Genomic DNA, 23,706 nt, shown 5'->3' with positions numbered 1-23,706 from the left:
CATGACGATTTTGGTTCTGGGCGGGACCGGCAAGACCGGCCGCCGCATCGCTGACCGGCTCACCTCTCTCGGCCTCCCCGTGCGGATCGGCTCCCGCTCGGCCACCCCGTCCTTCGACTGGGCCGACCGCTCCACCTGGGCCGCCGCGCTCGACGGCGTCGAGGCCGTGTACGTCGCCTACTACCCCGACCTGGCCCTGCCCGGCGCGTACGAGGACATCCGGGAACTCACCCGGCTCGCCGCGGAGGCCGGAGTGCGGCGGCTGGTGCTGCTGTCGGGCCGGGGCGAGCCGGGCGCCGAGGCGAGCGAGCAGACCGTGCGGGACTCCGGCCTGGAGTGGACGATCGTGCGCTGCGGCTGGTTCATGCAGAACTTCAGCGAGGGCTTCCTCTTCGACCAGGTCCTCGACGGCGTGCTGGCGATCCCGGTGGCCGACGTGGCCGAGCCGTTCGTGGACGCCGACGACATCGCCGACGTGGCCGTGGCCGCCCTCACCCAGGACGGGCACGCGGGCCGCCTGTACGAGCTGACCGGCCCGAGGCTGCTGACGTTCGCCGACGCGGCGGCCGAGCTGTCGAAGGCCACGGGCCGCACGATCATCTCGATCCAGGTCACGCCGGAGGAGTACGTGGCCGGGGCGGTGGCGGCGGGCGTGCCGAAGGAGGAGGCCGAGGGTCTGACCGGGCTGTTCACCGAGGTGCTCGACGGCCGCAACGCCCACCTGGCAGACGGCGTCCGGGAGGCGCTCGGCCGTCCGGCCCGCGACTTCGCCGACTACGCCGGGGCCAACGCCGCGGCGTGGGCCGGACGCTGAGGGCGGGCCGGCTCCGGCCGACCCCGCTCAACGTTCCGGGCGGGCAACTGCACGGCCTCCGTTTCCGCTAACCTCACCCTGGTCACTCCCGTAACCGGAAGGTGTAGTCGTGATCGGCTGGCTCGAAGCGGTGGTGCTGGGGCTCGTCCAGGGGCTCACGGAGTTCCTGCCGATCTCCTCCAGCGCCCACATCCGTGTGGTCTCGGCCTTCTTCGGCTGGCAGGACCCGGGGGCGGCCTTCACGGCGGTCATCCAGCTCGGCACCGAGGCCGCGGTGCTCATCTACTTCCGCAAGGAGCTGTGGGAGATCGTCTCCACCTGGGTCCGCTCCCTGTGGGACAGAGAGCTGCGCGGCCACTGGGCCGCGCGCATGGGCTGGTACGTCATCGTCGGCACGCTCCCGATCGGCGTGCTCGGCCTGGCGTTCAAGGACCAGATCGAGACCGTCTTCCGCGACCTGCGCGTGGTCGGCACGACGCTGATCGTCTTCGGCTGCATCCTGTGGTTCGCCGACCGCACCGCGCGCAACAAGCTCACCCTGGAGAAGCACCTCAGCTTCACCCACGCCGTCGTCTACGGCTTCGCCCAGGCGCTGGCCCTCATCCCGGGCGTCTCCCGCTCGGGCGGCACGATCACGGCGGGCCTGCTGCTCGACTACCGCCGCGAGGACGCCGCCAAATACTCGTTCCTGCTGGCCGTCCCCGCCGTGCTGGCCTCAGGCGCGTTCGAGCTGAAGGACATCGGCGAGCACCAGGCCCCCGCCTGGGGGCCCACCATCCTGGCGACGCTGATCTCGTTCGCCGTCGGCTACGCGGCGGTGGCGTGGTTCCTGAAGTACATCAGCACCCACCGCTTCACCGCGTTCGTGATCTACCGCATCCTCCTGGGCTTCTTCGTCATCCTGGCGGTCACCCTGAACTGGATCCCGGCCTAGTCGATCTAGGCCGACTGGGCCGGGACGGCCGTCCGGTCGAGGGCGGGCGAAGGGTAGTAGGACGCCCAGGCCTCGTCGCCCATGCGCAGCACCTTCAGGCCGGTCCAGCCGAGGCCGACGACGGGCAGGGCCCAGAACAGCACGGTCAGGGGGCCGTACTCGATGGGGAAGGAGACGACGTACCCGACGAAGACGAGCAGCGGCACCCACCAGCCGACGAACCCGGTCCGCCACACGGCGGCGACCAGCAGCGGCAGGCCGAGCAGCCCGAAGAACATCCACGGGATCTGGAAGCCGAAGATCACGCCGGGCAGGTTCAGCATCTCGTCGAGGATCTTCTGCGCCTGGTCCGGCGGGTTGTGGCGGCCCAGCCACCACTCGACGGGGTCCATCATCAGCAGGGCGGACATCGAGATGTAGCCGACGACCGTGGCCGCGCCCGCGATGTGCCCGAGCACCGTGACCCGGCGCCTGGTGAGGTGCACCAGGCCGAGGGCCGCCAGGGCCATGAGCAGCCAGCTCCAGTGGTAGAGCGCGGACTCGGCCTGGGCGAGGGCGGGGTTGTCGCCGTAGCTGACCGCCTCCCGGGAGTCGCCCCACGTGCCGGGGTCGAGGACGACGGCCACGGTCTGGAGGAGCGGGGCCACGATGAGCAGCGTGCCCGCCGCGACGCGGCGGAAGGTCACCTGATTCCTGAACATGCCGGCGACGGTACGTGCCGGCGCCGCCACCCGTCGTCCGCCTGCTGGGCGACCGGAGGTCACCTCCGAGGCGGAGAAGATCAGGCCGCCACCGGCGTGCGCGGGACGGCGGGAGCCGCCTGCGCCCGGCGTCCCGGCAGGGCGAGCAGGACCAGGCCGAGCAGCGCCCACAGGGCCAGCACCCCGATCGGCGTCCACAGGGCGGCCCCGCCGAAGAACACCGTGTTGCGCACCGCCTCGGCGGCCGGGCCGACGGGCAGGACGCGGCCGACGGCGGCGTACCACTCGGGGATGTAGCGGGCGCCGAGCGGCCCGCCGCTCGCCGGCAGCCCGATGGGGACGAACAGCAGCGCCGCCACCCCGACGCCCGGCGTGCCGATGACCTTGACCAGCCCGGCGACCACCAGGCCGACCGCGAGCGCGATGCCCGCCGAGACCGCCACCAGCGGCCCGAAGCTGCCCGGCAGCGCACCGAACACGACGTCGGCCAGCCACGCGTTCGCCGTGCCCGCCACCAGCGAGCCCGCCAGCAGGACGCCGGCCCGTGCCGCCAGGCCCAGCCCCGGCGCGACCCGGGCGAGCAGGACGGACAGCGCGATCCCCGGCAGGATCACGCTGAGCACGTAGAACATGCCGGAGATGCCGCCGGCGTCTCCGGGCGGCAGCGGCACGGCGTCCTCGACCTTCAGGGTGCGGCCCTGCGCCTGCGCGGCCGCCTGGAAGGCCGCGGTGATCACCGTCGCCCCGGTGCGGCCGCCCGCGCTCGCCACCACCAGCCGGCCCTCCGCCGGGACCAGCACGGCGTCGACCTCCCTGTCCAGCAGCGCGGCCCGCGCGGCCGCGGCCGAGCCGTACGCCCTCAATGTGAACGCCCCGGCCCGCCGCCCGTCGATGCCGCCCTGGAGCTGCCCGACCTGCTCGGCGGGCGCGACGACGGCGACGGGGACGCCGTGCGGTTCGGGCGCGTGAAAGGCCCCGAGGAACGACCCGGCGAAGAGCATCCCGAGCAGGGCGACCCCGATGACGAGGCCAATGATCCTGCGCATTTTTCACCACCTGATGAGTTCATCGATGTTGAATTTGAGGGTAGATGAATTCCACGTGGTTGAATAGCCCCATGGCCGAGGAACGCGGAAGACGACCGGGAAACCCGCAGACCAGGCACGAGATCCTGGAAGCGGCCATGGAGTCCTTCGCCGCCCACGGCTACGGCGGCACCACGATCAGGGCCGTGGCGCGGGCCGCGGGCGTCGATCCGGCCCTGGTGATGCACTTCTTCGGCAGCAAGGACGGCCTGTTCGAGGCCGCGATCAAGGCCAGCATGCCGGTCGCGCTGATGGTCGGCGCCCTCGACGGCGACGTGCCGGGCATGGGCGAGCGGCTGGTGACCCGCTACCTGGAGCTGTGGGAGCACCCGGAGCACGGCCCCCGGCTCTCGGCCCTGCTGCACGCGGCCGCCGCCACCCCGGCCACGGCCGCGCTGCTGAAGGAGCTGCTGGGCAGGGAACTGCTGGCCCCGATCGCCCGCCGGCTGCCCGGCGGGCAGCCCGAGGTCCGCGCGCTGCTGGCGGCCTCGCAACTGCTCGGCCTGGCCATGATCCGCTACATGCTCAAGCTCGACCCGCTGGCCTCGCTGCCCGCCCGCCAGGTGGCGGCCCTGACCGCGCCCAACGTCCAGCACTACTTGACGGGCACGCTCCCGCTCGACGAGACCGCCGCCACCCGGGGGTAGGTGACCAGGGTGAACAGCAGCGCCACCAGGCCCAGCCCGGTGGCCAGCACGACCACCCCGGTCCTGCCGTAGGCGTCCAGGGCCACGCCGCCCGCGATGCCGGCCGCGAAGAGGCCCACGTACTGGGCGGAGGCCAGCAGGCCCAGCCCGATCGAGACGTTGCCCGGCACCGCGGCCACCGTCCTGAACTGCTGGGCCGGCGCGATCAGCCAGCCGAGCGCGCCCCACAGGAGCGCCCAGACCAGGGCGATCGGCAGGGCCAGGTTGGCGACGGGGATCAGGGCCAGGAACACCGTGGAGGCGGCCAGGCCGATCAGCACCATCCTGCGCGGCCCGTACGCGTCGGTGAGGCGCCCGCCGAGCTGGTTGCCCACGATGCCGCCGAGCCCCCACGCCCACAGCACGGCCGGCAGCGGCAGGTCGAACAGCGACCCGATGTAGGTGTAGGCGGTGAACCCGGCGCCGAACATCAGCAGCTGCGTGACCAGCACCACCAGCACCCGCCGGTCGGCCAGCGGCGCGAACCGCTCGCCGAGCCGTCCCGACACGGCGATCCGGACGTCGGGCACGAGGGCCGCCACCCCGGCGAACCCGACCACGCCCAGGCCGACGACCAGCCACAACGTCGCCCGCCAGCCCGAGACCGAGCCCAGCCAGGTGCCCAGCGGCACACCGACGGCCGAGGAGACGGACAGCCCGCCCATCACCAGCGCCAGCGCCCGCCCGCGCCGGTCGGGCGAGGTCAGCGCGTTGGCCACGCCGGAGGCGGTCGGCGTGAACATCGCCGCGCCGGCCGCGGCCACCACCCGCGTGGCCATGACCAGCGGGTACGTCGGAGCCAGCGCGGTCAACACGTTGCCCGCGACGAACACGGCCAGCGCCGTCAGCAGCAGCCGCTTGCGCGACAGCCGGGCGGTGAGCGCGGCCAACAAGGGCGACAACACCGCGTACGCCAGGGCGAACACGGTCATGAGCTGCCCGGCGGCGGACGTGGAGATCCCGAGGTCTCGGGAGATGGGGGTGAGCAGCCCAGCGGTGACGAACATGCCAGTACCGATGGCGAAATTTCCGGCAGCAAGGGGATAGAGCCGGGAACTCATGGAACCTCCAGTCAAACAGTTGGACGCCCGTCAAACTGTCATTATTGTTGGATAGTTGTCAAACAATGAGAGGGAGGTAGGGTGCCACCATGCGCCTGCTACCGCACCCCGCGAAGGAGGACATCCAGCTCACCGAGGTCCTGCGTGCGCTCGCCGACCCCGTCCGGCTGGAGATCGTGGTCCGCCTGGCCACCCTGGGCGAGATGACGTGCACCGCCGCGGGCGACCATCTCGGCGTCCACAAGTCGACGGCCTCCCACCACTACCGCGCGCTGCGCGAGGCGGGCGTGATCGTCTCCAAGCAGGAGGGCCGGCTCAAGTACATCAGCCTGCGCCGCGGCGACCTCGACGCACGTTTCCCCGGCCTGCTCGACTCCGTGCTGTCGGCCTCGCATGCCACGACCTGACCGGCTGCCGATCCACGACGCGCTGCCCGAGCTGCTCGCCACGCTGGACCGGCACGGCACGGCGGTCCTCACCGCGCCGCCCGGCACGGGCAAGACCACGGTCGTGCCCCTGGCGCTGGCCGAGACCGGGCTGCGGGTGCTGGTCGCCGAGCCCCGGCGGCTGGCCGTACGCGCGGCGGCCCGACGCATGGGCGTCAGCTACACGATCCGCGGCGAGCGGCACACCGGGGCGAACCCCATGGTCGAGGTCGTCACCACCGGCGTGCTGCTCCAGCGGCTCCAGCGCGACCAGGAGCTCGCCGGGGTCGACGCGGTCGTGCTCGACGAGTGCCACGAACGCCACCTCGACGCCGACACCGCCCTCGCGTTCCTGCTCGACGTGCGCGAGACCCTCCGTCCCGATCTGCGGCTGCTGGCCACGTCGGCCACCGCGGACGCGGCCCCCTGGTCGCTGTTGCTCGGCGGGCCGGTGGTGGCCGCCACGGGTTCGGCCCATCCGGTGGAGACCGTGTGGGCGCCGCCGGAGCGTCCGGTCGCGCCGCCCCACGGCCTGCGCGTCGATCCCGCGCTGCTGGCGCACGTGGCCTCGGTCGTCCGGCGGGCGTACGCCGAGCGCGACGGCGACGTCCTGTGCTTCCTGCCGGGGGTGGGCGAGATCGGCAGGGTCGCGGGCATGCTGGGCGACCTCGACGTGCTCCAGGTGCACGGCCAGGCGCCCGCCCGCGTGCAGGACGCCGTCCTGTCACCCGGGGCCGGACGCCGGGTCGTGCTGGCCACGTCGGTGGCCGAGTCGAGCCTGACGGTGCCGGGTGTCCGCGTGGTGGTGGACTCGGGGCTGGCCCGCGAGCCCCGTACCGACCACGCCCGGGGGCTCGGGTCGCTCACCACGGTCAGGGTCTCGAAGGCGTCCGCCGACCAGCGGGCCGGCCGCGCCGGGCGGGAGGCCCCGGGCGCCGTGTACCGCTGCTGGTCGGCGGCCGAGCACGAGCGCCTGGCCGACCACGCGCGGCCGGAGATCGCACTCGCCGACCTGACCGGGTTCGCGCTCCAAGCGGCCTGCTGGGGCGACGCCGACGCGGTCGGCCTGGCCCTGCTCGACCGGCCGCCGCCCGCCGCGATGGCGGCCGCCGTCCGCACCCTGGAGGCTCTGGGCGCGCTGGAGGCCGGGCGGGTGACCGGTCGCGGGCGGCGCATGGCGCTGGCGGGCGTGCATCCCCGCCTGGCCAGGGCCCTGATCGACCTCGGCCCTCGGGCCGCCGAGGTGGTGGCGCTGCTGTCGGAGCAACTACCCAAGGACGCGGGCGACGACCTCGCCGAGGTCTGGCGTACGGCCCGGAGGGGCGGCACGGGCTTCGCCGCCCGCTGGCGCCGGGAAACCACCCGCCTCACCCGAGCCGCCACGCAGCCCCCGGCCGCCCCGACCCCCGCGGGCTCCCGCTCCTCCGGTACCGGCTCCTCCCCGAGCCCCTTGGGCTCCCGCCCCTCCGGTGCCGGCTCCTCCCCGACGCCTGCGGGCCCCCGTTCCTCCGGTGAAGGGGCCGGCTGCCGGGAGGTGAGTGACGACGTGCTGGCCGGGATGGCGGTGGCGTTGGCGTTCCCGGAGCGGGTGGCGCGGCGGCGCGGCGGCGGGTACCTCATGGCGTCGGGCACGCAGGCCCAGCTCGCCGAGGGCTCCAGGCTGGCCACCGCGCCGTGGCTGGCGATCGCCGTCGCCGACAGGCCCACGGGTTCGGCCTCGGCCCGCGTGCGCCAGGCCGTGGTGATCGACGAGGAGATCGCCAGGCTGGCCCTGCCCACGACGGTCGAGGAGGAGGTCACCTGGCGGGTCCCGCCGGGCGAGCGGCGCGGCGACGTGTCGGCCCGCGTGGTCGAACGCCTGGGCGCGATCGAGCTGTCGTCCACCCCGCTCAAGGACGCCGACGTACGCCCCGCCATCCTGCACGGCCTCCGCACCGAAGACCTGCTGACCTGGACGAGACCCGCCAGAGAACTCAAGGACCGCCTGACCTTCGCCCACCGCGCGATCGGCCCCCCGTGGCCCGCCACCGACGACCTGATCGCCCTGGCCGACCAGTGGCTGGAGCCGGAGCTGTCCAGGGCCCGCCGCCGGGCCGACGTCGAGCGCATCGACGTGGCCGCCGCCCTGCGCCGCCTGATCCCGTGGAGCGAGCGCCTGGAGAACGTGGCCCCCGAACACGTCGAGGTCCCCAGCGGCTCGCGGATCAGGGTCGACTACTCCGGCGAGCAGCCGGTGCTGGCGGTGAAGTTGCAGGAACTGTTCGGCTGGGAGGAGACGCCGCGGATCGCCGGGGTGCCCCTGCTGGTCCATCTGCTGTCCCCGGCCGGCCGTCCGGTGGCGGTGACCGCCGATCTGGCGTCGTTCTGGCGGGACGCCTACCGGTCCGTACGGGCCGAAATGAGGGGACGTTACCCTAAGCACCCATGGCCGGAGGATCCACTCACCGCGCCGCCCACCCGCCGCGTCAACCGGAGCCGACCTTGATCGACGAAGCCGTCCGCAACAACGCCGCCTGGTGCGACACGATGTGCCGGGCGCACGGCCGTCCCGGCGTCTTCGGCCCGCTCGCCTGGACCAACCCGGCCAGGACCCCCGTCCTCTATCCCGACGCCGTCACGCTCTCCCCCGGCGCCGGGGCGGCCGACGTGCTCGGCGGCATCGACGCGGGCTCGGGCGCCTCGGTCAAGGACAGCTTCGGCACGCTCGACCTGCCCGGCTTCGACGTGCTGTTCTCCGCCCAGTGGATCGGCCGGCCCGCTCCGGACGCGCCGCGGCGTCCCCTCCGGGCGGCCACCGGGGACCCGGTCGTGTGGGAAGTGGCCGGCGACCCGCGAACGCTGGAGGAGTGGGCGGCGGCCTGCTTCTCCGGCAGCGCGCCCGGCCTGTTCCCGCCCGCGCTGCTCGACGATCCCGACGTGCGGCTGGTGTGCGGCCGGATCGGGGGCGACGTGGTCTGCGGCGCGGCGCTCAACGCGAGCGGCACGGTGACGGGCGTCTCGAACGTCTTCGCGGCCGGCTGCGACGAGTCCGCCGCCTGGGAGGGCACGGTGGCGATGGCGGCCGAGCTGTTCCCCGGCCGCCCGCTGGTCGGCTACGAGAGCGACCCGTCGGCCGCCCTCGCCCACGGCTTCACCACCCTCGGCCCTCTCCGCATCCTGCTCAAGCCCTGAGGGGTAGGGCCGGGCGCAAGAGGGCCGAGGGCCGGGGGCCGAAGGCCGAGGGCCGGGGGCCGAAGGCCGAGGGCCGGGGGCCGAAGGCCGAGGGGGCGGCGGGCAGGAGGCGTCAGTTCGTCAGGTCGGCCAGGGTCAGACCCGTGCGGGCCGGGTGGGTCTCCTCGCCCACCCCCAGGTCCTTGAACCCGCTCGACGTGCCCACGCACACCACCGGCCCGTCGAAGTCCCGGCGCAGCTTCCGGTAGGCCGCCAGGCCCGCCGCCCCCGACAGCTCCTGCCACACCCCCTGCCGCGCCAGGTCCCGCTGGGCCGCGCGCATCTCGTCGTCCGTCACGAGCACCGCCTCGCCGCCGCTGTCGCGCACCGCCAGCACGCCCCGGTGCCCGCCGACCGACCCCGCGATCCCGTACGCCGCGCTGGCCCCCAGCTCGACGATCGCCGCGGGCGCCCCGTCGGCCAGGGCCCGCGCGTTGGGGCCGCCCGCGGCCGGCTCGCAGGAGAACATCCGCGGCACACCCCCGGCCAGCCCGAGCAGCCGCAGCTCGGTGAAGCCCTTCCACACCCCGAACAGCAACTCGGCGTAGCCCGTGGGCGCGAAGACCGCCGCGGGCACCCGTCCGAGCTGGAGGAACAGCTCGTACGCGATCGTCTTGTACCCCTCGGGCCCGTACGGATGGCCGGTGTGGGTCACGGTCTGGTTGCTGACCGGGTGGTATCCGAGCCGGTCCACGATCTCCCGCAGCAGCGGCCACCGCTCGTCGGCCGGCATGGAGAACACTTTGGCCCCGTACGCCCGCACGAACGCCTGCACCGCGGCCGGCGACTCCGCCGAGGCCAGCACGATGGCGGGCAGCCCGGCGCGGGCGGCGTACGCGGCGGCCGAGGCGCCGTGGTTGCCCGACGAGGCCACCACCACCCCGGCCGCCCCCTCCGCCACGGCCGCGCTGACCGCAACGCGGTTCAGCCGGTCCTTGTGCGACCAGGTCGGGTTCTGGGACTCGTCCTTGAGGTGGATCCCGTCGAACTCCAGCAGCGGGGTGCCGCCCTCGCCGAGCGTGGGCGCCTCCAGGGACGGCAGCAGCGGCGACCAGCGCGCGATGTCCGGCCCCGGCTCCTGGTCGAACAGGCCCTTGTCGACGCGGCCGTAGTCGTAGACGACCTCGACCGGATAGGCGATCTCGTCGGTGCTGGTACGCGGACAGCCCTTCGTGAGCGGCGGGGACAACGGGAACTCGATCGAGGGGTCGCCCAGCGAGCGCTGGCCGACGGCAAGTGAAGATCCGTTCACGCGCATGGAGTTTATATGGCTATCATGGTGATATCACTTCGATAGCAAGGAGTCGCGATGGAACGTCGTGCTTTCCGGATCAACGGATTCCTGGTCCTGCTCGTCCTCCTCCTGCTGGCGGGCGGCGCGGCGCTGGTCTCGTTCGAGACGCTCGGCATAGCCTGGATCGTGCTCTTCGCGCTCATGGCCTCCGGCTTCACCGTGGTCAACCCCAACGAGGCGAAGGTCGTGCAGTTCCTCGGCCGCTACGTCGGCACGGTCGACGTGGCGGGGCTCCAGTGGGTGGCGCCGTTCACCACCAAGCGCCGGATCAGCCGCCGGGTCCGCAATTTCGAGACCGCCAAGCTCAAGGTCAACGACGCCGACGGCAACCCGGTCGAGATCGCCTCGGTGGTGGTCTACAAGGTCACCGACACGGCCAAGGCCGCCTTCTCCGTCGACGACTACGAGCAGTACATCGCGATCCAGTCCGAGGCCGCCGTGCGGCACCTCGCGACCACCCACCCGTACGACTCGCACGAGCCCGAGCGCACCAGCCTGCGCGACGGCGCCGAGGTCGCCGGCGAGCTGACCGCCGAGCTGCGCGAGCGCACCGAGCTGGCCGGGATCGAGATCCTGGAGGCCCGCATCACCCACCTGGCCTACGCGCCGGAGATCGCCCAGGCGATGCTCGTGCGCCAGCAGGCCGGCCAGGTGGTCGCCGCCCGCACCAGGATCGTCGAGGGCGCGGTCGGCATGGTCCAGCTCGCGCTCGACCGGCTGGCCGCGGAGGGGGTCGTGGAGCTCGACGAGGAGCGCAAGGCCCAGATGGTCTCCAACCTCCTGGTCGTCCTGTGCGGCGACCGGGCGACCCAGCCGGTGGTGAACGCCGGCAGTCTGTATGCCTGAGCGCAAGAAGCTCCTGCTCCGCCTCGATCCGGCCGTCTACGACGCCATCGCCAAGTGGGCGGCCGACGACCTGCGCAGCATCAACGCGCAGATCGAGTTCGCGCTGCGGCTGGCGTTGAAGGAGGCCGGGCGGGAGCCGGGCAGGAGCTCTCGCAAGGAAGAGTGAAAACCTGCACACTCTAGACATGTTGTGGGCAGGCAGGACCGCCATCGAGATCGCGACGGCCGTCCGGCGCGGCGAGGTGACGGCCACGACCGTGGTGGCGGAGCACCTTCGCCGCATCTCCGGACGGGATTCCCAGGTGGGCGCGTTCCGGCTGGTCAGGCAGCAGGCGGTGGACGAGGCGCGGGCGCTGGACGACCGCCGCGACCTGGCCGACCTGCCGCTCGCCGGGGTGCCGGTGGCCGTCAAGGACAACCTGGAGGTGGCCGGCGAGCCCACCCGCGGCGGCTCGGCCGCCACCCCCGGCACGCCCGCCCCGGAGGACCATCCGGCCGTGGCCCGGCTGCGCGCGGCGGGCGCGGTGGTCGTCGGGCTGACGAACCTGCCGGAGCTGGGGCTGGTCGGCTTCGGCGACGGCCCGTACGGCGTCGTCCGCAACCCCTGGAACCTCGCCCGCACCGCCGGCGGCTCCTCCTCGGGCAGCGCGGCGGCGGTGGCGGCCGGGATGGTCCCGATCGCGCTCGGCAACGACGGCATGGGGTCGCTGCGCATCCCGGGCGCCTGCTGCGGCGTGCTGGCCGTCAAGCCGGGGACCGGCCTGGTCCCCCCGCCCGCCGACGACTGGGACGGGCTCACCGAGAACGGCCCCCTGGCCACGACCGCGGCCGACCTGTCGCTCGCGCTGTCCGTGCTGGCCGCCGACCCGGCGCTGGCCGAGGCGTGGCGTACCGGCCACCGGGTCGAGCCGAAGCCGCGCATGCTCCGCTCGGTCTGGGCCGACGACGACGAGGTGTGGGAGCCGCAGCCGCCCCAGGACAGCCCGGAGCCGTTCGACCTGCGGGTGGCCTACGCCCCGCAGCCGCTGCCGCCGGGCCTGCCCGTCGACCGGGAGTTCCAGGGGGCGGTGCGAGCGGCGGCCGAGACGTTGCGGCAGGCCGGGCACACCGTGGTCGAGCACCCGCACCGCCTGCCCGCCTGGCTCGGCCCCGCCGCGGTGGCCACCTGGCTGGGCCGGGCCGCCGCCGCGGCGGACGGCCTCGACCCGCGCGGTCTTGAACGCCGCACCCGCGCACTCGCCCGCGCCGGACGCGTGCTCACCAGGATCGGTCTGGACGGCCGGCGCGGCCGCGAGCGCTGGAGCGGCTACGGCGCCGACACCTGGTTCGGCGACGCCGACGTGATGATCACGCCGACGCTCGCCGCGCTCCCGCCGCGCGCCGACCGCTGGGCCGGGCGCGGCCTCCTGCCCAACCTGCTGGTCAACGTCAGGTACGCGCCCACCACCAGCCCCTGGAACCTGTGCGGCTGGCCGGCGATGACCGTGCCGGTCGCCACGCACTCCAGCGCGTTGCCGATCGGCGTGCAGCTCGTGGCGCCGCCGGGCGGCGAGCCGCACCTGCTGGCCCTGGCCGCCCAGCTCCAGGCGGCCCACCCGCCGCTGCGCCCGCCCGGTTTCTCCTAGACGCCGGCCGGATGCCAGACGGTCTTGGTCTCCAGGAACCGCGTCATGCGCCCGAGCCCCGGATCGGCCGTCCAGTCCTCGCGCACGGGACGCAGCACGCGCTTGAGGTTCTCGGCCGCCTCCTGCTCGCAGCGCAGCGCCAGGTCGGCGTCCTCGACGCCGGTCAGGTCGAGGCCGTTGACGTCCATGTGCGCGGCCAGCCAGGGCGCCAGCTCGGCCTGCCGTCCGGTCAGGATGTTGACCACCCCGCCCGGCAGGTCGGACGTGGCCAGCACCTCGGCCAGCGTGATCGAGGCGAGCGGTGAGGGCTCGGAGGCGACCACGACGCACGTGTTCCCGGTGACGATCACCGGCGCGACCACGGACACCAGCCCGAGCAGCGGATCGGCGGGCGCCACCACGGCCACGACCCCGGTCGGCTCCGGCGAGGACAGGTTGAGGTACGGCCCCGCCACCGGGTTCGCCGACCCGCGCACCGACGTGATCTTGTCCGACCAGCCCGCGTACCAGACCAGCCGGTCGACCGCAGCGTCCACCGACTCAAGGGCGGCCTTCTTGCCCGTGCCCAGCTCCTCGGCGAACTGCCCGCGCCGCCCCTCCAGCATCTCGGCGACGCGGTAGAGGATCTGCCCCCTGTTGTAGGGGGTCGCGCCGGACCAGCCGGGGAACGCCTTGCGCGCGGCGACCACGGCGTCACGCGCGTCCTTGCGCGAGGCGCGCGAGGCGTTGGCGAGGAAGTCGCCCTTGGGCGAGGTCACGGGATAGGACCTCCCACTCTCCGAGCGCGGGAAGGCCCCGCCGATGTACAGCTTGTAGGTCTTTCTGACGGACAACCTACTCATCGCCCCGACCTCTCCACGTGGACTCCTGCGTCGTCTGAACCGGGGCGAACACCTGGCCGCACCTGCTGACGCCGCAGCGGTGGGCGAACCAGCCGACGCGTGCGGGCCGGCCGGCACGGGCGAAGGCGTGGCCGCCGGTGGCCTGGGCACGCCGCCCGGACCGCCGGGCACGGCGATGATCACACGTCAAGGTAGGCCTCCAGCCCCGCGAGACCGCCTTCACGGCCGTACCCCGACTCCTTGTAGCCGCCGAACGGCGAGGTGGGGTCGAACTTGTTGAACGTGTTGGCCCAGACGACCCCGGCCCGCAGCCGGTCGGCCATCCACAGGATGCGCGAGCCCTTCTCCGTCCAGATGCCGGCAGAGAGCCCGTACGGGGTGTTGTTGGCCTTCTCCACGGCCTCCGCGGGGGTACGGAAGGTCAGCACGGACAACACCGGCCCGAAGATCTCCTCCCGGGCGATCCGGTGGGACTGGGCGACCCCGGTGAACAGGGTGGGCGGGAACCAGTAGCCCCGGTCGGGCAGCTCGCACGCGGGCGACCAGCGCTCGGCGCCCTCGTCGGCCCCGGCCTCGGACAGCTCGCGGATCTTGGCGAGCTGCTCGGCCGAGTTGATCGCGCCGATGTCGGTGTTCTTGTCGAGCGGGTCGCCGAGCCGCAGCGTGCCGAGCCGCCGCTTCAGCGACTCCAGCAGCTCGTCGTGGACGGACTCCTGCACCAGCAGCCGGGAGCCCGCGCAGCAGACGTGGCCCTGGTTGAAGAAGATGCCGTTGACGATGCCCTCGACCGCCTGGTCGATGGCGGCGTCCTCGAAGACGATGTTCGCGGCCTTGCCGCCGAGCTCCAGCGTGAGCTTCTTGCCGGTGCCCGCGACCGTGCGGGCGATGAGCCGGCCGACCTCTGTGGAGCCGGTGAAGGCCACCTTGTTGACGTCGGGATGGGCCACCAGCGCGGCGCCGGTGTCGCCCGCGCCGGTCACGATGTTGACCACGCCCGGCGGCAGCTCGGCCTGCTGGCAGATCTCCGCGAACAGCAGCGCGGTCAGCGGCGTGGTCTCGGCCGGCTTGAGCACGACCGTGTTGCCGCAGGCCAGCGCGGGAGCGATCTTCCAGGCCAGCATGAGCAGCGGGAAGTTCCACGGGATGACCTGACCGGCCACACCGAGCGGCTTGGTACCGAACCCGGCGTAGGCCAGCTTGTCGGCCCAGCCCGCGTAGTAGAAGAAGTGGGCCGCGACCAGCGGCAGGTCGACGTCGCGCGACTCGCGGATCGGCTTGCCGTTGTCGAGCGACTCCAGGACGGCCAGCTCGCGGGCCCGCTCCTGGATCAGGCGCGCGATGCGGAACAGGTACTTGGCCCGCTCGGCGCCCGGCAGGGCGCTCCACACGCCGAACGCCTTGCGCGCCGCCTGCACGGCCCGGTCGACGTCGTCGGAGGAGGCGGAGGCGACTTCCGCGAGCTTCTCCTCCGTCGCCGGGTTGACCGTCTTGAAGGGAGAGCCGGAGCCGTCCACGAACTCACCGTTGATGAACAACCCGTACGACGGCTTGAGGTCGACAATGTCGCGCGACTCTGGCGCGGGTGCGTAGTCGAACATCGCCGTCAGCCCAGGGTGAGGTATAGGGACATCACCTTGCCAGCGTAGACGGTCGGTCCGAGTGCTCCGAGGGGCCTGGAGCTCCTACGCGAGGAGGGACAGGCGATGCGCCGCCGCGGCGGCCTCTCCGCGCGTGGTGACACCCAGCTTGGCCAGGATGTTCGACACGTGCACGCTGACCGTCTTCGCCGAGATGAACAGTTGGGCGGCGATGTCCCTGTTGGTGCGGCCCTGGGTCACCAGGCGCAGAACCTCCAGCTCACGCGGCGTCAGCAGCTCCGGCGTTGTCTCCTGGGCCTGCTGGCCGCCGCCCACGCGGCGCGACAACGCCTCGATCTCCTCGACCAGCGGGGTGGCGCGCAGCTCGACGGCGAGCGGGCGCGCCTGCCGGAGCCGGGTCGCCGCGCCCTCCCTGTCGCCGCTCCTGGCCGCGGCGCCGGCCGCGCGCAGCAGGGCCTTGGCCTGGTTGTGCGGGCGCATCAGCCGCTCCCACGCCGCCGCCGAGGCGTCGAAGTCACCGCTGTAGGACAGCCGGTACGCATCCGCCACCGGCCCGCTGATCGTCAGCTCGGCCGCCAGCTCGGCGGCGTGCGCCCGGACCGCGGCGGTCCGGTCGGGTTCGAGGTCTTCCGCCGCGTCGCAGACCGTGCGCAGCAGGGAGAGCAGCCGCCAGCCCAGCATGGCCTTGCTCGGCAGCCGCGGATGCGACAGCGCCCGCTCGGCCACGGCCAGCGCCGCCCACGGCTCGCCCTTGAGCAGGTGCCAGCCGATGTGCAGGCGCGCGTTGCTGATGACGTCCTGGACGAAGTCCTCAGGGCGGTCCTTGAGCACGCCGATCTCCGACAGGATGCCCTCGACGAGCTGCACCTCGCCCCTGGCCAGCCCGATGTCGGCCCGGACGCGCAGCACGGCGTACCGGGTGCGCAGGACCGGCCCGTAGTTGAGCGTGCTCTCCACGCGGTCGAGCGCCTCGTCCCAGCGGCCGAGGGACTCCAGCGCCTCGGCCCAGTTGTTGAGGATGAACAGCCCGCTGCCGCGCAGCCGGCCGTACTTCTTGGCGTAGCGCCAGGCCTCCTCCGACAGGCGCAGGGCCTCCTCGGCGCGGCCCATGTCGATCAGGGAGTCGATGTTGTTGCCGAGCGCCCTGATGATGATCCGGCCCGAACCCTCGTCCTTGCCGAGGCCGATCGCCTGCTCGTTGACGGCGATGACCCGCTCCAGCTCACCCCGCAGCGAGTGGCCGAGCGCCATGTTCATCAGCAGGTCGGCTTCGAGGCACCGGTCGCCCGACCGCCTGACCAGGTCGAGGCCCTCGACGATCAGCTCGTCGGCCTCGGCGACGTGGCCGCGCAGCATGAGCTGCCTGCTCAGCGTCATGACGACCTCCGCGCGCACCGGGCACGGCTCGGGCACCAGTCGCAGGGCGTGCCGGAGCAGCTCGATGACGCCCATCTGGCCCTTGGACACCTTGAACGACGCCTGGCGCACGATGAGCTGGGCCACCCGGTCCGGTTCCTCGTTCTCGTCCAGCTCGGCGAGGGCGGCCTTGACGAACTTCACGCCCTTGTCCACCTCGCCGCCGGCGTTCGCGGCCTCGGAGGCGCGTTCGAGCACGGCGGTGTGGTCCACGCCGATGCGCCGGGCGGCGTCGGGGACCCGGTCCCAGAGCATGAGCACACGTTCCAGCAGCGGCACGGCCTCGGTGTAGGCGTACGCCTTGAACGACTTCTGCGCGGCCTCCCAGGCCGACACCAGGGCCCAGAGGTCGTTGCGGGCCCCGTACCAGTGGTGGGCCAGCTCAACGGCGGCGCGACCGGGCGGGACGAGCGAGCGGTCCTTGGAGATCTCCTCGGCGTACCTGGAGTGCAGGCGCTGGTGTTCGCCCGGCAGCAGTTCCTCGTGCACGGCCTCCCGGATCAGCGCGTGCCGGAAGACGTAGGCGCGGTTGTCGGCGATCTGCAGCACGTTCCCGGCGATGGCGGGGCGCAGGGCCGCCTCCAGCTCGATCTCCGACAGCCCGCTGACGGCGGCCAGCAGCGCGTGACCGACCCGGTTGCCGCCCGCCGCGGCCATGCGCAGGACGCGCTGGGTCTCCTCGGGGAGCCGTTCGACGGCGTTGAGGATGAGGTCCTGCATCGACTCGGGGAACGTGCAGTCCTCGCCGCTGTCGAGCAGGGCCTCCACGAACAGCGGAATGCCCTCGCTGCGTTCGTAGACCTTCTGGACCTTCACGTATTCGGGGGCGGCGCCGAGGATGCCGGCCATCTGGGCGGCCACCTCGTCGCGCGACAGGCGGGGCAGGTCCAGGCGGTGGACGCCGTTGACGCGTCCGAGCTCGGCCAGCACCGGGCGCAGCGGATGCTGCCGGTGCAGGTCGTCGGAGCGGTAGGTCATGACGATGAGCACCTGCGGGGCGTGCAGGTTGCGGCTGAGAAAGGCGATCAGGTCGCGGCTGGACCGGTCGGCCCAGTGGATGTCCTCGATGACGAGGATCGTGGGGCGGCTGTCCGCGAGGCGTTCGAGGAGGGTGAGGAACTGCTCGAAGAGCCGGGCGCGACCCGTGTCGGTCTCGCCGTCGCCGCTGGGCTCGCCGAACTCCGGCAGCAGCCTGGCCAGATCGCGCTGGCCCCCTTCGGGCAGCAGCGCGGCCACCGCGGCGGGGCCCTGCTCTCTGACGAGCTGCCTGAGCGCGGCGGTGAAGGGCGCGTACGCCAGACCCTCGGCCGACAACTCCACGCAGCCACCGACCAGCACCTGCGCGCCATCGGCCACGCAGGTCTCGGCGAAGCGCTGCACGAGCCGGCTCTTGCCGACCCCAGCCTCTCCGCCCATGAGCACGGACGTCACCGTGCCCTTGCGCGCCTCGTCGAAGCTCTCTCCGAGAGCGACGAGCTCCTCCGCCCGCCCGACGAAGACGGGACTCACCGAACGTCCCAGCATGTCGTTCAGCATGCCATGCCCTATCAATCGCATTCGACGGGTTTAGGGGGGTGCAGAGGCCCGGCCGCCACATGCGATGACGCGGCCGGGCACTCTTGGGGCGGTCATGACGAACGGCGCTTGCCGAAGACCGAGCGCCGCTCGGTCTTGTTTCCCTTCATGGCCTCGCGTACTCGGCGGTGCTCGGCGGCGGCCTGCCGGAGCTCGCTGGCGTAGGACTTCATGAGCTCGTACTCGAGTTCGGGGTTCATCTTGTTCTCCTGAACATGTGCTGCTTTTCCCTGACATCTTCAATGTTCGGCCTAAGGCCCGGCCCGGCACATCGGGTGGATGCCCTATCTGCGGGCGCACCCAGGGCGGGACATACCTAGATCGGGGCCCGTCCCGCCTTAGGCGGCGTTCCGTCCGTCCGGTTTGGAGGTAGTGGCCCTGGTCGGCGATGCTGTGAAGGTGTCAACTGTGACTACCTCGCTCGCGGACGTCGCCTCGTCCCACGCGACGCTGCGCGCCTTCCTGCACGGCCTTCCCGGAGTCGACCGGGTGGGCGCCGACCAGCGGGCGGCCATGCTCGGCACCCGTTCCATCAAGACCACGGCCAAGGCCCAGGCCATCGACCTGGCCATCTCCATGGTCGACCTGACGACGCTCGAAGGCGCCGACACGGCGGGCAAGGTCCGGGCCATGTGCACCAAGGCCGTGCACCCGGGCGGCGGCGCCCCCAGGGTGGCGGCGGTGTGCGTCTATCCCGACATGGTGCCGGTGGCCGTCCAGGCGGTGGCCGGGTCGGGGGTCAAGGTGGCCTCGGTCGCCACCGCGTTCCCCAGCGGGCGCTCCTCGCTGGAGGTCAAGGTGAGCGACACGGCGCTGGCCGTGGGCGCGGGCGCCGACGAGATCGACATGGTGATCGACCGCGGCGCGTTCCTGTCCGGCGACTACATGAAGGTCTACGACGAGATCGTCGCGATCAAGGCCGCCTGCGGTCCCGCGCACCTGAAGGTGATCCTGGAGACGGGCGAGCTGGCGACGTACGACAACGTGCGCCGGGCGTCCTGGCTGGCCATGATCGCGGGCGCCGACTTCATCAAGACCTCGACCGGCAAGGTGTCCCCGGCGGCCACGCTGCCGGTGACGCTGATCATGCTGGAGGCGGTGCGCGACTTCCGCGACGCGACCGGCCGCCAGGTGGGCGTCAAGCCGGCCGGCGGCATCCGCACGACCAAGGACGCCATCAAGAACCTGGTGCTGGTCAACGAGACGGCGGGCGACGACTGGCTCTCCCCCGACTGGTTCAGGCTGGGCGCGTCCTCGCTGCTCAACGACCTGCTCATGCAGCGCGAGAAGCTCGCCACGGGCCGCTACGCGGGCCCCGACTACTTCACCCTCGACTGAGGGTGAAGGCCCTCGGGCGGCTCTACGAGGTGTTCGGAGCCGTCGGCCGGCCCGCGAGCGTGTCCGGCTGTCCCCATTGCGTGGAGCCGGGCGAGGAGGCCTGCCTGCTGTCCGGGCCGGTCTCGGCGATCGAGGCCGGCTCGCTGGCCCGTTACGCGGCCAAGGCGCTCACCACGTGGGGTGACGTCCCCGAGTTCCGCTACTTCCTCCCGCGCCTGCTCGAATGCGCGGCGGCCGACGCCTTCTCCTACCCCGACCCGGAGATCGTCCTCGGCAAGCTCGCCGTCGCGGGCTGGCACGACTGGCCGGCCGCCGAACGCACGGCCGTCACCGCGTTCCTGCACGAGTGGTGGCACGACACGCTGCACCGCCATCCGTCCCGCCCGCTGGCCGACACCGTGCTGTGCGCCGTCGCCGCCACCGGCGTGGACCTCGCGCCCTTCCTCGACGCCTGGGCCGGGCTGGAGAGCGACGCGGCGATCGCCCACCTGCACGACTTCGTCACCGGCGGCCTGTCCGGGCAGCGGCTGACCAACGCCTTCTGGGACCGCGACGCCCCCGCCCACGCCCAGGTCCTCGCCTGGCTCGCCGGCGGGCCCGCGGCGCGCGCGGTGGAGGCCGCCTTCGCCCGGGAGAGCAGGGAGCCCGTGCTCGGCCTGCTCGCCGACGTCCACCAGGCGCTGCCGCCGCGCTCCTAGAGGATCGCGTCGACGAGCAGCACGATGCCGAAGACCGCGAACGCGGCGGCGGCGCCGTACCGGATGACCTTCTCGGGGAGGTGCTTGCCGAGCAGGCGGCCCACGAGGATGGCCAGGGCGTCGGCGGCGACCATGCCGACAGTCGAGCCGATCCACGTGCCGAACCAGCCGTGCTGCGTGGCCAGGGTGATCGTGGCGAGCATCGTCTTGTCGCCCAGCTCGCTCAGGAAGAACGCCACGGTCACCGCGACCAGGACGTTCCTGGTCGTACGGCGGGCCTTGTCCTCCTCCTCCTTGGTCAGCTCGTCGCCCCGCAACGTCCACAGGGCGAACCCGAGGAAGGCGATGCCGGCCACGATCGAGATGGCCGTCGTCGGCAGCGCCTTCCCGACCAGCTCGCCCACACCCACGCTCAGCAGGTGCACGACCGTGGTGGCGATGGTGATGCCCGCGAGCACGGGCCAAGGCTTGAAACGGGTGGCGAACGTCATCGCCATGAGCTGGCTCTTGTCACCGAGCTCGGCCACGAAAATGACCGCGAGACTGATCCAGAACGCGTCCAACCGGTCCTCTTCCGCGCGACCAGACCGGAAGCAGGCACCCGGGGGATCTTCGGGCACGACTTTCGGCCCGGCAGCGTCTTTGTGTCATGACTGCCAGGCCGAAGGTCTCGTCCGCCCGTTCAGGCCCGTGTGACCGGGCGCGATCACGCGCCAGTATGTCGATCACACGATTGGGACTACTCCCCTTCGGAATTACCAACACACCATAACAGCCCACGCAGAGCCGTCATTCCCCCAGGTCGTCCGCCAGCGTGCAGCCGACCAGCACCGGCTCGTTGACGAGCGTGACGCCGAACTTCTCCCGCACCCCGTCGCGCACCTCCGCGGCCAGCGCCAGCAGGTCGGCCGTGGTGGCGGCGCCCACCGGGTTGGTGAGGGCCAGCGTGTGCTTGGTGGAGATGCGCACCGGGCCGCGCTCGTAGCCCTTGGGGAAGCCCGCCTGCTCGATCAGCCAGGCGGCCGGCACCTTGACGCGGCCGTCGGGCATGTCCCAGCGCGGGTGGCCGGGCGCGCGTCCGGCCAGCTCGTCGGCGTGCTCGGCGGTCAGGATCGGGTTGGTGAAGAACGAGCCCGCGCTGCGGCTGTCGGGGTCGGACGCCGGGTCGAAGACCATGCCCTTGCCCCGCCGCAGCCCCAGGACGCCCTCACGGGCCAGGCCGAGGGGCACGCGGCCGCCGAGCTCCACCCCGAGCCGCCCGGCCAGCTCCTGGTAGGCCACCGGCCCGGACAGGTCCGACACGTCCAGCGCGTACGTCACCGCGAGCACCACGTGCCGCGACAGGTCCCGCTTGAAGGCGCTGTCGCGGTAGGAGAACCCGCACTGGCGCGCCTCCAGGTCGACCACCTGCCGGGTGAGCCGGTCGTAGGCCCGTACGCACCTGATGGTCTGCGCCACCTCCTGGCCGTACGCGCCGACGTTCTGGATCGGGGTCGAGCCCACCAGGCCCGGAATGCCGGACATGCACTCGATGCCGGACCATCCCTCGGCCACGGCCCGCTCGACCAGCACATCCCAGTCCTGGCCCGCCTCGACCGTGAGCAGCACCTGCTCGCCGTCCCTGGAGACCGTCACGCCCTCGGTGGCCACCTTGACGACCAGCCCGTCGAAGCCGTCGTCACCGATCACCACGTTGCTGCCGCCGCCGAGCACCAGGGTCGGCACCCCGTTCATGTCGGCCTCGGCGACGAGGGACACGAGCTGCTCCGCCGTGACTGCCTCGGCGAAGTCGCGGGCGGGGCCGCCCAGGCCCAGGGTGGTGTGCGGCGCGAGCATCTCCATGAGCCCCAAGCTTATGAGCCCCCCAGCCCACCCAGCACCCCCTCCACCGCCCCCTCCACCCGAACAGCATCCTGTCCGGGCAGCACTCCCACCCGGGCAGCACCCCGTCCGGGTGGCATTCCCAGCCGGGCAGCACCCCCTCCGGGCAGCACTCCCTCCGGGTGGCATTCCCAGCCGGGCAGCACCCCACCCGAGCCGCACCCCCATCCGGAAGGCCCCCCTTCCCGTGGGTGCGTCCGCCCGTTCGGGGGGCTTTCGCAGGTTGGGGGGCTTGGGGTGGGCTCAGCCGTGGAGGGCCTGCTCGCCGTGGTGCTCGGAGTCGAGCCGGAGGACCGGGAGCGGACCTTCGGGCACCACGAGGCTGCCCTCAAGCGCGTGGGAGAACTCCAGGTCGGCGTCCTCGCCGCGCTCCGCGTCCTCGGGGAACGCGCCCAGCGCCGCCGCCCTGCGCACCGCCATCAGGTCGCAGCGCAACGCCCGGACCCTGCCGGGTTCCTCGGCCTCGGCCGCCCGCCACCCCGCCGCCACCGCCCCTTCCACGATGGCCGCCACCAGCGGCGTCACCGCGTCGCCGGTCAGCGCGAGCGAGGTCTCCATCAGCACGTGCACCTCGGACTCGTCCAGCCGCAACAGCTTGGTACGCCCCTCACCCCACCCCGCCGTGCCCCCGTCCGCCCGCGAGGTCTCGGCGACGTGCCACACCGCGATCCGCTCCGGGTATCGCGCGGCCAGCTCGTCCAGGACGTCTCCCGCGCCGTCGACGTTCCCCAGGTCGAGGGCCAGGATCCGGGTGTGCGTGTGGTCGATCACCGACTGGACGCACGCCAGCACGTCCTCAGGCCGACCGTCCACGAGCAGCCCGACGGAGACCGTCACGTCCCTGGTCTCGACGCGCTGGCGCTCGGTGTTGACGCCCAGGTCGTCCATGCGGTTCGTGGCGAGGGTGGCGTCCCAGACGCGCTGGGCGTGCAGCATCGTGTCGTCGGGGTCGCCGTGCTGGCCGGGGTCGCCCGAGAAGCCCAGCGCGGCGGCGGGGTTCCCGTGCGCGCCCACGCCTCTGGGCCGGGCCCGTCCGGTGCCGACCCCGGTGGCGGAGCCGCCGGTGGTGTCCCGTCCGCTGCCGCTGCTGCCCCCCACCTGCTCAGGGGACGCGGGACGCAGGTGAGCGGGCGGCTTGGTGTCGGTCACGGACGACACGGGGATGGAACGGACGGTGGGCCAGACCTGTCGCGCAACTTCACTCATAACAACACGGGCTACCCGCGACCTGCCCGACATATCACGGCATCAGGAGAGCTGTATCACCGCGCGCGCCTTCGACAGGACCTCCGCGTCGCCCGCCTTGGCCGTCAGCCCGACGACCACCCGCTTGTCCTCAAGCTTCTCCTCCACGACCCCGCCGACCGAGATCGTCGCCCCGTGGTCGTCGTCCGGCACGATCACCATCGACGAGAACCGCACGCCGAAGTCCACCACGGCGCCCGGATCGCCCGCCCAGTCCGTGACGTACCGGCCCGCCTGCGCCATCGTGAACATGCCGTGCGCGATCACGTCGGGCAGCCCGACCGTCCTGGCGAAGCGCTCGTTCCAGTGGATCTGGTTGAAGTCGCCGGAGGCGCCGGCGTACATGACCAGGTTCAGCCGCCGGACGTTGTAGTCCACGACGGGGAGCTCCTGCCCGACCTCGACCTCGTCGTACCTCACCGTGGCCGCCAT

23 protein-coding genes are annotated in these 23,706 nt (G+C 72.8%); 11 read left to right on the top strand and 12 right to left on the bottom strand.

Annotated elements, in window-relative coordinates; translation table 11 throughout:
• Window position 1 precedes the first annotated feature (1 nt).
• The gene (locus ACIA8R_RS34660) at window positions 2-814 is read left to right on the top strand and encodes an NAD(P)H-binding protein (RefSeq protein ID WP_397042117.1); all 813 of its coding nucleotides are present in this window, start codon (window positions 2-4) and stop codon (window positions 812-814) included.
• A 109-nt stretch (window positions 815-923) separates the two neighbouring features.
• Window positions 924-1,748 carry an undecaprenyl-diphosphate phosphatase gene (locus tag ACIA8R_RS34655; protein WP_357706357.1) on the top strand — a complete coding sequence of 275 codons (825 nt, stop codon included), beginning with the start codon at window positions 924-926 and terminating at the stop codon, window positions 1,746-1,748.
• A gap of 5 nt (window positions 1,749-1,753) precedes the next feature.
• Here ACIA8R_RS34655 and ACIA8R_RS34650 read toward each other — a convergent pair whose 3' ends face one another.
• Both ACIA8R_RS34650 and ACIA8R_RS34645 read right to left on the bottom strand, forming a co-directional pair.
• Window positions 1,754-2,449, bottom strand: a complete 696-nt coding sequence (locus tag ACIA8R_RS34650; RefSeq protein ID WP_397042116.1) for a hypothetical protein — start codon at window positions 2,447-2,449, stop codon at window positions 1,754-1,756.
• Window positions 2,450-2,529: 80 nt separating this feature from the next.
• Window positions 2,530-3,495: a hypothetical protein gene (locus ACIA8R_RS34645; protein ID WP_397042115.1), complete on the bottom strand. Its 966-nt coding sequence runs from the start codon at window positions 3,493-3,495 to the stop codon at window positions 2,530-2,532.
• Between the two features lie 71 nt (window positions 3,496-3,566).
• Here ACIA8R_RS34645 and ACIA8R_RS34640 point away from each other — a divergent pair, with 71 nt between their 5' ends.
• The gene (locus tag ACIA8R_RS34640) at window positions 3,567-4,181 is read left to right on the top strand and encodes a TetR family transcriptional regulator (protein WP_364102289.1); all 615 of its coding nucleotides are present in this window, start codon (window positions 3,567-3,569) and stop codon (window positions 4,179-4,181) included.
• On the opposite strand, the gene ACIA8R_RS34635 is transcribed toward ACIA8R_RS34640, so the two are convergent.
• A complete protein-coding gene (locus ACIA8R_RS34635) occupies window positions 4,130-5,281 on the bottom strand; it encodes an MFS transporter (RefSeq protein WP_397042114.1) in 1,152 nt (383 codons plus the stop codon). The genes ACIA8R_RS34640 and ACIA8R_RS34635 overlap by 52 nt on opposite strands.
• Window positions 5,282-5,370: 89 nt before the next feature.
• Here ACIA8R_RS34635 and ACIA8R_RS34630 point away from each other — a divergent pair, with 89 nt between their 5' ends.
• The 3 genes from ACIA8R_RS34630 to ACIA8R_RS34620 are packed head-to-tail and all read left to right on the top strand — an operon-like array spanning window position 5,371 to window position 8,877.
• Complete coding sequence (locus tag ACIA8R_RS34630; RefSeq protein ID WP_357706352.1) at window positions 5,371-5,688, top strand: helix-turn-helix transcriptional regulator; 318 nt, start codon at window positions 5,371-5,373, stop codon at window positions 5,686-5,688.
• Window positions 5,675-8,191: an ATP-dependent RNA helicase gene (locus ACIA8R_RS34625; RefSeq protein WP_397042113.1), complete on the top strand. Its 2,517-nt coding sequence runs from the start codon at window positions 5,675-5,677 to the stop codon at window positions 8,189-8,191. Before ACIA8R_RS34630 ends, ACIA8R_RS34625 begins: the two co-directional genes overlap by 14 nt.
• Window positions 8,188-8,877, top strand: coding sequence for a hypothetical protein (locus ACIA8R_RS34620; RefSeq protein WP_397042112.1), 690 nt, complete (start codon window positions 8,188-8,190; stop codon window positions 8,875-8,877). Before ACIA8R_RS34625 ends, ACIA8R_RS34620 begins: the two co-directional genes overlap by 4 nt.
• Before the next feature lie 112 nt (window positions 8,878-8,989).
• Here the strand turns inward: ACIA8R_RS34620 and ACIA8R_RS34615 are convergent, their stop codons facing one another.
• Window positions 8,990-10,168: a pyridoxal-phosphate dependent enzyme gene (locus ACIA8R_RS34615; RefSeq protein WP_397042111.1), complete on the bottom strand. Its 1,179-nt coding sequence runs from the start codon at window positions 10,166-10,168 to the stop codon at window positions 8,990-8,992.
• A gap of 57 nt (window positions 10,169-10,225) precedes the next feature.
• On the opposite strand from ACIA8R_RS34615, the gene ACIA8R_RS34610 reads away from it, so the two are divergent.
• From ACIA8R_RS34610 to ACIA8R_RS34600, 3 genes are read left to right on the top strand one after another with little or no spacing between them, the layout of a single operon-like run.
• Complete coding sequence (locus ACIA8R_RS34610) at window positions 10,226-11,056, top strand: SPFH domain-containing protein (RefSeq protein ID WP_364102274.1); 831 nt, start codon at window positions 10,226-10,228, stop codon at window positions 11,054-11,056.
• Window positions 11,049-11,222 (top strand): hypothetical protein, encoded by a 174-nt coding sequence (locus ACIA8R_RS34605; RefSeq protein WP_357706347.1) that lies wholly within the window; start codon window positions 11,049-11,051, stop codon window positions 11,220-11,222. Before ACIA8R_RS34610 ends, ACIA8R_RS34605 begins: the two co-directional genes overlap by 8 nt.
• A gap of 19 nt (window positions 11,223-11,241) precedes the next feature.
• On the top strand, window positions 11,242-12,681 hold the full coding sequence (locus ACIA8R_RS34600; RefSeq protein WP_397042110.1) for an amidase: 1,440 nt from the start codon (window positions 11,242-11,244) through the stop codon (window positions 12,679-12,681).
• Here the strand turns inward: ACIA8R_RS34600 and ACIA8R_RS34595 are convergent.
• From ACIA8R_RS34595 to ACIA8R_RS34580, 4 genes are all read right to left on the bottom strand, one after another.
• Window positions 12,678-13,523, bottom strand: a complete 846-nt coding sequence (locus ACIA8R_RS34595) for an aldehyde dehydrogenase family protein (protein ID WP_357706345.1) — start codon at window positions 13,521-13,523, stop codon at window positions 12,678-12,680. The genes ACIA8R_RS34600 and ACIA8R_RS34595 overlap by 4 nt on opposite strands.
• 179 nt (window positions 13,524-13,702) lie before the next feature.
• On the bottom strand, window positions 13,703-15,121 hold the full coding sequence (locus ACIA8R_RS34590) for an aldehyde dehydrogenase family protein (RefSeq protein ID WP_397042109.1): 1,419 nt from the start codon (window positions 15,119-15,121) through the stop codon (window positions 13,703-13,705).
• Window positions 15,122-15,205: 84 nt separating this feature from the next.
• Window positions 15,206-18,061, bottom strand: coding sequence for an AAA family ATPase (locus tag ACIA8R_RS34585; RefSeq protein WP_397042108.1), 2,856 nt, complete (start codon window positions 18,059-18,061; stop codon window positions 15,206-15,208).
• A gap of 104 nt (window positions 18,062-18,165) precedes the next feature.
• Window positions 18,166-18,312, bottom strand: coding sequence for a hypothetical protein (locus ACIA8R_RS34580; protein WP_357706342.1), 147 nt, complete (start codon window positions 18,310-18,312; stop codon window positions 18,166-18,168).
• A gap of 208 nt (window positions 18,313-18,520) precedes the next feature.
• On the opposite strand from ACIA8R_RS34580, the gene deoC reads away from it, so the two are divergent.
• The gene (gene deoC, locus ACIA8R_RS34575) at window positions 18,521-19,450 is read left to right on the top strand and encodes a deoxyribose-phosphate aldolase (RefSeq protein WP_357706341.1); all 930 of its coding nucleotides are present in this window, start codon (window positions 18,521-18,523) and stop codon (window positions 19,448-19,450) included.
• A gap of 2 nt (window positions 19,451-19,452) precedes the next feature.
• Entirely contained in the window at window positions 19,453-20,148 is a 696-nt protein-coding gene (locus ACIA8R_RS34570) for a hypothetical protein (protein ID WP_397042107.1), read from the top strand.
• On the opposite strand, the gene ACIA8R_RS34565 is transcribed toward ACIA8R_RS34570, so the two are convergent.
• The 4 genes from ACIA8R_RS34565 to ACIA8R_RS34550 all read right to left on the bottom strand — a co-directional run bounded on the left by ACIA8R_RS34565 (window position 20,145) and on the right by ACIA8R_RS34550 (window position 23,706).
• Window positions 20,145-20,711 (bottom strand): TMEM165/GDT1 family protein, encoded by a 567-nt coding sequence (locus tag ACIA8R_RS34565; protein ID WP_357706339.1) that lies wholly within the window; start codon window positions 20,709-20,711, stop codon window positions 20,145-20,147. The genes ACIA8R_RS34570 and ACIA8R_RS34565 overlap by 4 nt on opposite strands.
• A 226-nt stretch (window positions 20,712-20,937) precedes the next feature.
• On the bottom strand, window positions 20,938-21,990 hold the full coding sequence (locus ACIA8R_RS34560) for a UDP-N-acetylmuramate dehydrogenase (RefSeq protein ID WP_357706338.1): 1,053 nt from the start codon (window positions 21,988-21,990) through the stop codon (window positions 20,938-20,940).
• Between the two features lie 282 nt (window positions 21,991-22,272).
• On the bottom strand, window positions 22,273-23,178 hold the full coding sequence (locus ACIA8R_RS34555; RefSeq protein ID WP_397042106.1) for a hypothetical protein: 906 nt from the start codon (window positions 23,176-23,178) through the stop codon (window positions 22,273-22,275).
• A gap of 99 nt (window positions 23,179-23,277) precedes the next feature.
• Window positions 23,278-23,706, bottom strand: a complete 429-nt coding sequence (locus ACIA8R_RS34550; RefSeq protein WP_357706336.1) for a MaoC family dehydratase — start codon at window positions 23,704-23,706, stop codon at window positions 23,278-23,280.

It is taken from the genome of Nonomuraea sp. NPDC051191 (assembly GCF_044455665.1).
In the GTDB taxonomy this organism is placed as follows: domain Bacteria; phylum Actinomycetota; class Actinomycetes; order Streptosporangiales; family Streptosporangiaceae; genus Nonomuraea.
The sequence above is the reverse complement of the archived record's forward strand: the minus strand, read 5'-3'. Positions and strand labels throughout refer to the sequence as shown.